This is a genomic window from Brevibacterium sp. 239c (assembly GCF_900169365.1).
GTDB lineage: Bacteria > Actinomycetota > Actinomycetes > Actinomycetales > Brevibacteriaceae > Brevibacterium.
Genome location: NZ_FXZH01000054.1, coordinates 1 through 1,623, shown reverse-complemented (window position 1 = coordinate 1,623; position 1,623 = coordinate 1). Strand labels below are relative to the sequence as shown.

Sequence of the window (1,623 nt, the reverse complement as noted above, 5' to 3'; positions counted from 1 at the left end):
GGGGGGGGTGCCCCTATGGTTTTCGTCAAGGGTTGACCGGGACTTCTTCGAATAGTCTTGCTGGCTGATGCTGGGCAGGACTGATTGGTCCGGGACCGGAGTCTCGGACTGGACGTGGGCGCTTGTGAACCTGTCTACGCGGCGGCGGCCTCCATCGGTACCTGGAAATAGGCACCGTCACGCAGCATCGCGAACAACACGTTGCAACGTCGACGAGCCAACGCGATCAGGGCCTGGTTATGCTTCTTGCCCTGGGCACGTTTCCGGTCGTAATACGCCCTCGACAACGGGTCCTTCAACGCTGCGAACGCTGATAAGAATAGCGCCCGTTTGAGCACTTTGTTGCCCCGGCGGGACGAATGATCGCCACGGATCGATGTCCCCGATCTCCACGTCACCGGTGCCAAACCGGCGTAAGAGGCCAAGTGCCCGGCGGTGGCGAAGTCCTTGCCCACGACCTCGGTCAGGATTCTCGCCGCTGTCCTGACGCCGACTGCCGGCATCGACGTCAGGAGCTCGAAAAGAGGATGCGATTCCACCAGTTCCTCGATCCGTGCAAAGACCTCGTTCCTCGACGACCTCGTCTGAGTCAAAGCTGTGGCCAGTTGCGGTAGGACGATCCCTGCCGCATCGGTGCCTGCGACCACCACAGCCTGCTCTTCCAAGGCGGTGAAAATCGCTGTCGCCCAGCGTTTCCACGCTCTGGGTGCGTGTTTGGCCAGCAGTGTCTCGACCCGGCGTTTACCGGCCCGACGTAGAGCCTTTGGAGTCGGATACTTCACCAACAGCGCCGTCATCGCAGGATGGTCCAAGTGAGCACCGATGACAGCCTCCAGTCCGGGATGGATCTGTGTCAGCAGACCACGAATCCTGTTCGATGTTGCCGTGGCCTGTTTCGCGAGATCGTCGTCGTAACCGCACAACATGGAAAGCTCTGCGACGTTTTCATCACTGACCCGAATCCCCCGCAAGGTATGCGGCATGGTCCGAGCAGCTTCGGCGATGATCGCAGCATCCCTGGCATCAGTCTTCGCCTCTCCTGGATGCAGATCCGCGATGCGACGCATCGCTAACCCGGGCAGGTAGCCCACAGTGATGCCGGCTGCTTGTGCAACGGCGACGGGCAGTGCTCCGATCGTGGCGGGCTGGTCCACGACGACGAGGAGTGTCCCGTGGGTACGCAGCTTGCCGAGCAGGCCCCGGAGCTTCCCCTCGTTCTGGGGCAGGGCCTTCGACAGGATTTGGGTGCCGTCCCTGGCCAGAGCCACGGCGTGGTGGTCGTGTTTGCCGACATCGATGCCGATGAATACGTCGATCTCAGCGTGGTTGGTGATCATGTCACTCATCTTCTTCGACTGGTGTGACTGCGGTTATGAGTGGTTCGGCTGGCCGGTGATGCGAGGTGTGGCTCCGGGGTTCGGCATCCACGTTACGGTCGGGCTCAAGGCATGTATTCTGCCAGTGGTTCTGGCCCCTATCAGCGATATCCCTGGTGCCTACGACTCCCGGTGACAACACCCCCCGGACCATGAACGGCTGGGGGCATGAATCATGCCGGGAATCTTAGGCCAGCGACCCCTTCTATCCTGACGGAAGTCGGGGCTACTTAAAAGGTAACGGGGG

2 protein-coding genes are annotated in these 1,623 nt (G+C 61.1%); one reads left to right on the top strand and one right to left on the bottom strand.

Going from position 1 to position 1,623, the window contains the following annotated elements:
- Window positions 1–134: 134 nt before the first annotated feature.
- Window positions 135–1,337 (bottom strand): IS110 family transposase, encoded by a 1,203-nt coding sequence (locus tag BSP239C_RS20310; RefSeq protein ID WP_101575098.1) that lies wholly within the window; start codon window positions 1,335–1,337, stop codon window positions 135–137.
- Here BSP239C_RS20310 and BSP239C_RS20875 point away from each other — a divergent pair.
- Window positions 1,336–1,512: a hypothetical protein gene (locus tag BSP239C_RS20875; RefSeq protein WP_180959129.1), complete on the top strand. Its 177-nt coding sequence runs from the start codon at window positions 1,336–1,338 to the stop codon at window positions 1,510–1,512. The two genes, BSP239C_RS20310 and BSP239C_RS20875, sit on opposite strands and share 2 nt — an antisense overlap.
- The last annotated feature ends 111 nt before the right edge of the window (window positions 1,513–1,623 follow it).

Excerpts from the sequence above, each read along its gene's own strand:
- BSP239C_RS20875 (WP_180959129.1), top strand. The coding sequence starts at position 1,336 with ATGTCACTCATCTTCTTCGACTGGTGTGACTGCGGTTATGAGTGGTTC.
- BSP239C_RS20310 (WP_101575098.1), bottom strand. The coding sequence starts at position 1,337 with ATGATCACCAACCACGCTGAGATCGACGTATTCATCGGCATCGATGTC.